This window comes from Oscillospiraceae bacterium, assembly GCA_035353335.1.
In the GTDB taxonomy this organism is placed as follows: domain Bacteria; phylum Bacillota; class Clostridia; order Oscillospirales; family JAKOTC01; genus DAOPZJ01.
Genome location: DAOPZJ010000078.1, coordinates 1,597 through 8,624, shown reverse-complemented (window position 1 = coordinate 8,624; position 7,028 = coordinate 1,597). Strand labels below are relative to the sequence as shown.

General features: G+C 53.7%; 6 protein-coding genes. 1 reads left to right on the top strand and 5 read right to left on the bottom strand.

Features of this window, described 5'->3' with window-relative positions:
• Positions 1 to 356: 356 nt before the first annotated feature.
• From PKH29_11880 to PKH29_11865, 4 genes are all read right to left on the bottom strand, one after another.
• Positions 357 to 1,250 (bottom strand): GHKL domain-containing protein, encoded by an 894-nt coding sequence (locus PKH29_11880; protein HNX15537.1) that lies wholly within the window; start codon positions 1,248 to 1,250, stop codon positions 357 to 359.
• Positions 1,251 to 1,254: 4 nt separating this feature from the next.
• The gene (locus PKH29_11875) at positions 1,255 to 1,968 is read right to left on the bottom strand and encodes a LytTR family DNA-binding domain-containing protein (protein ID HNX15536.1); all 714 of its coding nucleotides are present in this window, start codon (positions 1,966 to 1,968) and stop codon (positions 1,255 to 1,257) included.
• Between the two features lie 220 nt (positions 1,969 to 2,188).
• On the bottom strand, positions 2,189 to 3,103 hold the full coding sequence (locus tag PKH29_11870; protein HNX15535.1) for a phosphatase PAP2 family protein: 915 nt from the start codon (positions 3,101 to 3,103) through the stop codon (positions 2,189 to 2,191).
• A gap of 746 nt (positions 3,104 to 3,849) precedes the next feature.
• The gene (locus PKH29_11865) at positions 3,850 to 5,382 is read right to left on the bottom strand and encodes an ABC transporter ATP-binding protein (protein ID HNX15534.1); all 1,533 of its coding nucleotides are present in this window, start codon (positions 5,380 to 5,382) and stop codon (positions 3,850 to 3,852) included.
• Positions 5,383 to 5,468: 86 nt separating this feature from the next.
• On the opposite strand from PKH29_11865, the gene PKH29_11860 reads away from it, so the two are divergent.
• The gene (locus PKH29_11860) at positions 5,469 to 6,389 is read left to right on the top strand and encodes a Fic family protein (GenBank protein ID HNX15533.1); all 921 of its coding nucleotides are present in this window, start codon (positions 5,469 to 5,471) and stop codon (positions 6,387 to 6,389) included.
• Positions 6,390 to 6,428: 39 nt separating this feature from the next.
• On the opposite strand, the gene PKH29_11855 is transcribed toward PKH29_11860, so the two are convergent.
• A complete protein-coding gene (locus PKH29_11855) occupies positions 6,429 to 6,938 on the bottom strand; it encodes a hypothetical protein (protein HNX15532.1) in 510 nt (169 codons plus the stop codon).
• Positions 6,939 to 7,028: the final 90 nt, after the last annotated feature.

Here is a 7,028-nt window from a genome sequence, read left to right as displayed (position 1 = left end):
CCAACGGTCGGAATTTCGACGCGAATGGAAATTTTCATTGTAGGGGCGTTACGGGCACGGCCCGCCTTGGCTGTCCGCTCCGCCGTATCTTGTAGGGAAGGGTCTTGACCCTTCCGAGTGAACGCGCAGAACGCGTTCACGGGAAATTACCGTGTTTGATACAAATCCTGTTTCGTGCGAACACGAATCGTAATCATGTTTGTGAATTATAATCATGGTTTGGTGCGAGACGGAACCTTTTTGCAAACCGCAATCGTTAGGATTGCGGTCTGCTCGGAAGGGTCAAGACCCTTCCCTACAGGGACGGGGTACGACGGACGCGCATGGCGGCCTGTGGCCCGTGGCCCGTGGCGCCCCTACGATTTATTTTTCAACGGCAATAAAACTTCGGTTGCGAAGACGCCGGGCTCGCCGGGGGTGCCGGGTTCGTGCTGGCGGTTGACGTAGCCGTTGTGGCGGGCGGCGATGTCGTCGATGCGGATCAGGCCGTAACCGTGTTCGGCGGGGGCGGGCTTGCCGTGTTCGGCGGGGGCAGTTTTACTGTTTTCCGAAGAAGCGGGGTTCGGGGTCAAAGCCGCATTTGCCGTCGAAATTGCGTTCGGTGCGGAAACGGTTTTGGTCGAGGCGTACATCGCGGGGGTCTTTTGCTCCGATTTGCGGGTCTTTTTGAGCTCGCCCGACATCGAATTGCTGACCGAGATATAGAGCTGCCCTTTTAAAATGCCGATGAAGATGCGCATCCAGGGGCGGGAGTCCTGACGAGTTTTGACGCAGGCCTCCATCGCGTTGTCGAGCAGGTTTCCGATGATGACGCAGAGGTCGATGTCCGGGATGCCGAGGTTTTTCGGCACGACCGCTTTGACGCTGACGTCGATGTCGCGCTTATAAGCGAGCGACAGTTTGCTGTTCAAAATCGCGTCGATCATCGTGTTGCCGGTTTTGACGACCGTATCGACGCTGTTTAAGTCGAGCTGCAAATCCTCGAGATATTTCCCGAGTTTTTCGGTCTCGCCCTCCTCGAGATACACCTTCATGACCTGAATGTGGTTGCGGTAATCGTGCCGCCAGCCGCGCATTTTGGCATAGATATTCTCGACCTCTTCACAGTGTTTGGTGATGAGGTCGCTCTGATAGTCCGAGATGGATTTGTTGACGAGTTTTTTGGTGTAGGCGCGCTGCCACAGGACGATGCCGAGCACCGTGCCCGCGAATCCGACGCCGATGATGATATAATACCAGTAATATTCCATGTCGTTATTTTGCCTTATAAAAGTTGATGAACTTTCGGTTGACCGCGTCGTAGCTGCGGCGCGAAAGCGGGAGTTTGCTTCCGTCATCGAGAATGACGTCGCAGCGCGTGATCTGGCGGATGTGCCTCAGGCCGACGAGATAGGAGCGGTGGCAGCGCACAAACGAATCGCCGAGCAGCATTTCGAGCTCGGAGATCGGCGTTTTGACGGCTAAATTGTCACAAGCGTTGCGGGCGCAGTGGATCGTGACGACGTGGGAAAACGCCTCGGCGTAAATGACGTCTTTTTCGAGCAGGCGGACGATGCCCTCCTCGGTTTCGAGCATCACGGCGGGCTCGGCTTTGGAGAGGTTTTTCGCGGCCTTGTCGAGTACCCCGCAGAGTTTTTCCGGCTCAATGGGCTTGACGAGATAGTGCAATGCGTCGACCTCGTAGCCGTCGGCGGCGAAGTCCGAATAGGCGGTGATGAAGACGATTTGGGGGTGCGCGTCGGACTCGCGGACGCGGCGGGCGAGTTCCACGCCGTTCATGCCGCTGAGTTGGATGTCGAGCAGCAGGATATCAAAGGTCTTGTTTTCGGCGTATTCGAATAAAAACGCCTCCGCGCTCGGAAACAGCGAGACGGCGGCGCAGACGGCGCGTTTTTTCATCCAGCCGGTCACGATTTTTTGCAGGTTGCCGGCCTGGACGGGGTTATCATCACAGATTGCGATGTGCAATGTATTGGCCTTCCTTTCCGTCGAGAGGTAAAAGGGGAGAGAGAATGTATATTGTAGGGCGCGACGACCCGGCGCGCCGTGGGGATTTGCGCACCGGGGAACTAAGAGAGCAAAGTGAAGAGTGAAGAGTGAAGAGTGAATAGGTAAGAAGTAAGGTACCCGGCGGGGGAATATTATTGTAGGGCGCAGTCCGGTGGTTCGTTATGCCGCGTCTTAATTCTTAATTCTGATTTCTGAATTCTGAATTCGACTTGCGGTTGAAGGTCTTTTTGATGATCAGCGGGAAGAACAGCATGCCCCAGAGAATCATCAGGAAATAGCGGATGACGTCGACGGCGAGGGATTCGCCGAACACGAGCTTGAAGCCCTCTTTGATGAGCAGGATTCCGGCGATGCCGAGGACGACTTTGACGACGTGCTTCCACCACTTGTCGCAGTGTGTATCGAATTTGATGCAGACGCGCTCGACGTACCAGCAGACCGCGAAGCCGAGTCCGGCCGCCGCCGCTTTGCAGCAGTCGGAGACGTATTTATATTCGATGATGCCGCTTTTGTACATGAGTCCGGCATAGACCGCGACAGCCGCAGAAATGAACGCGAGGACGGCCGCGACGGCGAAATTCTGCTTTGGGGTCAATGCGCCCTTGAATAACACCTGCGCGATGACTGCGAAGACAAAGCCGGATAACAGGCCGACGGATACGTCGAGGGGAGTATGTACGCCGAGGTACATGCGCGAGAGCGTGACCATCGGGAAGATGACGAAGCAGGCGATTTTCACCCACGGTTTTTTGAAGTGCAGGCCCGCCGAGCCGAATACCGCCGCGGAGCCCTGCGAATGCCCGCTCGGAAACGAATAGCCGGTCGCGGTCGTCTTTGCGCCTTCGACCGGCTGAAAGGCGGTGTCCAGCACCCACGGGCGCGGGATCCGGAACGCGATTTTGAGTGACTGGACCGCGAGACCCGAGCCGAAATAGGCGAGTCCGGCTTTATAGACCAGCTCTTTGTTGACGCACCAATAGAAGACGCCGATGACGGCGAGCAGCAGCATTTCTTCTCCGAACAGGGTCCAGAATCGGAAAAAGACGTCGAGAAACGGGGTGCGGATGTGTTCAAGCGCTTTTAAAAAGTCCATGCTTATTGTCCTCCGATCGCGATTCGGTGCGGTTATGAATGAATATGTCTTTGACTATTGTAACATAAAACGGGAAATTTTTCAATCGATAACAGAAAACGGAAAACCGGATTCATAAAAACGTGGAGACTATCATGAAAAACGTCTTAAAAACGTGGTTGACTTTATTGGACTTACGGCCGAGAAAGCTCGTAGGGGCGAACTGCGTTCGCCCGCGTTGTTTAATAGCGTAGGGTCAACTGTATGTTCGTAAGGACTGCGGTTCGAATCCGTATCGCTCCTACATAGGCGCGGCGGGCGAACAAGGCGGGCCGTGGCCCGTATCGCCCCTACATTGTATTACACCGCGTACATGAATAGGGGATTTCATCAATGGCAAAACGGGCAGGGGATTTTTTCCCTGCCCGCCTGCGGTGTGAGGTATTCTGTTTCCGTATCGGACAGTGTGAAAGATCACTGTTCAATCCCATTACAACGAAAACAGAGAAAAGGGGAAACCCCTTGTAATGAGCGATGATCGTGTAGGGAAGGGTCTTGACCCTTCCGTCGAATCGCATTCGATGTGAACCGCGGAGACCGCGTTCACGGATAGTTGCAATGTTTGGGTTGAATTCGTGCGAACAGTAAACATGTTTTCGGATTTTTACCATTGTTTTGTGCAAACCGTGCCTTTTCGCGAACCGCAATCTGTTGAGGATTGCGGTTCGCTCGGAACGGTCAGGACCGTTCCCTACAGAGTAACGGGATTACGAAACAGCCGCTTTCTCGAAATTCTTGTAGAATAAATCCGAATAGTCCTTGCACTTCTCTAACAGCTCCTTGTGGGTGCCGGAGTCGACGACTTGGCCTTCGCGCATAAAGTAGATGCGGTCGGCGTTGACGATGGTCGAGAGGCGGTGCGCGACCACCACGCTCGTGCGGCCCTTCATCAGTTTTTCAAGCGTCGCCTGAATTGCCAGCTCGGTTTCGCTGTCCAAGCTCGAAGTCGCTTCGTCGAGGAGCAGCAGCGGGGCGTTTTTCAAAATTGCCCTTGCGATGGCCACCCGCTGACGCTCGCCGCCCGAGAGCTGGATGCCGCGCTCGCCGACCTGCGTCTCGTAGCCGTCCGGCTTTTCGGTGACGAACGCATCGGCGTTGGCCTCCTTGGCGGCGAGGATGATCTCATCGTCGGCGGGGCCGTCTTTGCCGTAGGAGATGTTTTCTTTGATGCTGCCGTTGAAAACATAGGCGTCCTGAGGCACATAGGCGACGGTCTTGCGCAGTCCCGTCAGGGTGTAGTCCGACAGGCCTTTGCCGTTGACGACGATCTCGCCTTTGTTGGCGGTATAGAGCCCCGCGAGCAGTTTGACCAACGTCGTCTTGCCGCTGCCGCTGTCTCCGACGAGCGCGATCATCTCGCCTTTTTTGGCGTAGATACTGACGCCTTTGAGCACCGGCATACCGTCGTTATACTCGAATTCCACATCTTTTAAGAGCACGCCCGCGTCGGGGTCATTTCCGGTGACGGTGCAGCGATCCGGCTCGGACGGGGTATTGAAGATGTGATAGAGGCGGTCGGAGCTCGCGAAGTATTTTTGCATATCGGTCGGGACGCTTCCGATGTCGATGAAGGTGTAAATGATGTTGAAATAGACCGTCATCATGCCCGCGAGGATTGAGACGTCGAGGGTCCCGTTGAAGGCGAAGATCATGCCGAAGATGGCGACCGCCGAATTGCCGCAGTAGTTGACGACCATATTGGAAAAGCCGATCCACGCGGAGAGGTTGCCGTATTTTTTCTGGTTTTCGTAGATGCTGTCGACGCTGTCGGAGAAGTCGCGCGAAAACTTATCCTGAAGCGAGAACATCTTGGTCACGTTAAAGCCGGTCACGCTCTCGGTCGTCGTCATCGACATCTCGGACATCGATTTCAAAATTTCTTTGCTGCGCTTGCGCATGGGTTTGACGACCAGGTTTATGAAGACCGAGAACAGGATGCCGAGTATGATGACCACCAGCGACAGCCGCCAATCGAGTTTCATGAAATACGGGACGATGAAGACGACGTTGATGACGGTGTAGCAGCCCTGCCAGAGGGTATCGGCGGCCTTGCTGACCGACGTGACGTCGAGGTTCATCTTGGCGACGAAATCGCCGCTGTGGTTGCCGTGGAAATAGCCGACCGGCATCGACTGCAGTTTCCAAAACAGCCGTTTTCGGATATCGGCCTCCATTTTGATCTGGAGGATGCTGATGACGTAATTGATGATTTGATTGATGACGAGCCGGTAAACGGTCAACAACGAAAACAGGTTGTAATTATTCCGAAATTGGGGTATACTTCCGATTAGCGGTGATTGCCGCGGTCGGGAGGGCAAATTAAATTATGACGGAATATCTGAAAGTATCGGAGACGGCAAAGCGCTGGGGGATTACAAGCCGGCGCGTGAGAGCTCTTTGCGAAGAGGGTAGGGTGGACGGAGTAATCCGCAGGGGCAATCTCTATATGATCCCCGTCGACGCCGAAAAGCCGTCCGACGGCAGGGCAGTCCGCGCCAAAGCGACGTTTTTTGAACTGCTCGAAACCATTGACCGCAAGACGGAGAAGTTAAAAAAACTGCGACCCCTGACCGAGGGTGAAGTTGAAAGACTGCGCGGGGAATTCATGGTGGAGTTCACCTACAACTCCAACGCCATCGAGGGCAATACCTTGACCCTGCAGGAGACGGCGATGGTTCTGGAGGGCATCACCATTGACCGGAAACCGCTGAAAGACCACCTGGAAGCCATCGGACACAAGGACGCGTTTTTGTTTATTTCGCATATCGCCCAAAAGAAGATTCCCCTTTCGGAATCGGTCATCAAGCAGATTCATGCGCTGGTATTGATGGACAGACCCGACGACAGAGGGGTCTACCGCAGCATCCCGGTGCGCATCATGGGCGCGTTCTGTGAACCTGTGCAGCCCTATCTGATAGAACCGAAAATGAATGAGCTGATGCGGGCCGACGCAGAGCGCAAAAAGACCATGCATCCTGTCGCACGAATCGCCCTGTTCCATTTGGAATTTGAGGGCATCCATCCGTTCATCGACGGAAACGGCCGTACCGGACGGCTGGTGATGAATTTAGAGCTGATGCGGAATGATTACCCAACTATCGATGTAAAATTTCTTGACCGCAAAAAATACTACGATGCCTTTGATGCGTGGTTTCGCCGCGGTGATCCCAAGGCGATGCAGCGCCTGATTGCCGAATATGTAAACGAGCGGCTGGATGGTTATCTGAGCATTTTGGGCGGGGAATGAGGTTTTTTAATGTGATCAGGAAAGGGTTGAGCCACGTTCTTATTTCATGCTGTCTCTTTGGTATTTTACATCATCGGCGGCATCTTGGGGCAGAAACGGCAGAATGACATCATAGAAAATATCGGATTTTTTTACATTCATCCCGTTTACGTAAATGCCGCCGACAAGAACCGGCCATGCGACATCATATAACTTATGACCCAGCTTCGTTTCAAACACATAATAAACGCGGGCATCTATACGGCCCTCTTTTTCAAACGGTAATAACGGTTCTTTGCTTAATCTGATTAGGTAATCATTGTACGCTTCTAAGTCGCTGCTTTTGACTACGATTTTATAATCGCAAGATCCTATTAAGCCTTCAATACTTAAGGGCTGAACTGTTAAATAACCAGAGCTCATATAATAAATCGTCAAGCGGAGATTTGAGAGATCGCCGCTTTCTACAATTTCGGAGAATGTACGCGTGCCGTCGATTTTGTAAACGACGAAACCGGCGGAGGCCAGCAACAGGAAGACCAGAAGTCCCAAAAGGATGCGTTTTATCACTCGCATAGTGATTCCTCCGTTTTTGATGGGTTGGTTATGGCGGTGTCTGCGGGCGATTGATAATCGCCCCTACAGTGGGGTACGGCGGGC